Below are 593 nucleotides of genomic sequence, written 5' to 3'. Positions count from 1 at the left end.
AACCTCAAGAAGGTATTTCCGTTTCAGGTTGTAGGAGGCATGACCAGCCAGCCCCTGGATAGTATAAGGAAGATTGGATCCATTAATCAGGTTGTCCCTGTTGGCCAGTAAAACAGCATCTAAACCCTGCTGGTTAAATTCACGCGAGTACCCCAGAGAGAACTCCTCGAAATCTGATCTGTTCTGAAAGCTGATACCATTACTGTTTGCCTGAGCGCCATTCGATGAGTACTGCAGGTATTTCGGGGCGCCGGAGGAAGTAGTTCCTGTTCTTTCAAATACCGCGAAGGTCTTATCTCTGGTAATATTTTCCCGGAGGCTGCTAAAGAACGATGCCCTTGCTTTCGCCCACATGCCGGGTAATATTTCATCGAGTGTACGCTTCAGATAAAAGTCGGATAAAACCGTACGCGTATTACCCTGAGAATAGCCCGAGCCGATATTCTGAGCCAGAATATTGTTCTGAAATCTCGCGATACCCCCGTAAGACCCATTTTCATTATATACAGGATACGCACTTGCCGGCGTAGTAGTGAGCGAAGAAAACAGATTTGCAGTTCCACTTTTCCCCGGTTCGTTGGTATTCAAAATTC

Annotated in this window: 1 protein-coding gene; it reads right to left on the bottom strand. The window is 46.5% G+C overall.

The window, feature by feature from the left end; genetic code table 11:
• Positions 1-593, bottom strand: a 593-nt coding sequence (locus ACNOHI_RS25245; protein ID WP_420477475.1) for a hypothetical protein, incomplete at both ends; no start/stop codon positions are given.

Source organism: Noviherbaspirillum sp. ST9, assembly GCF_048799745.1.
GTDB lineage: Bacteria > Pseudomonadota > Gammaproteobacteria > Burkholderiales > Burkholderiaceae_D > Noviherbaspirillum.
This window is presented reverse-complemented; position numbering and strand designations above follow the sequence as displayed.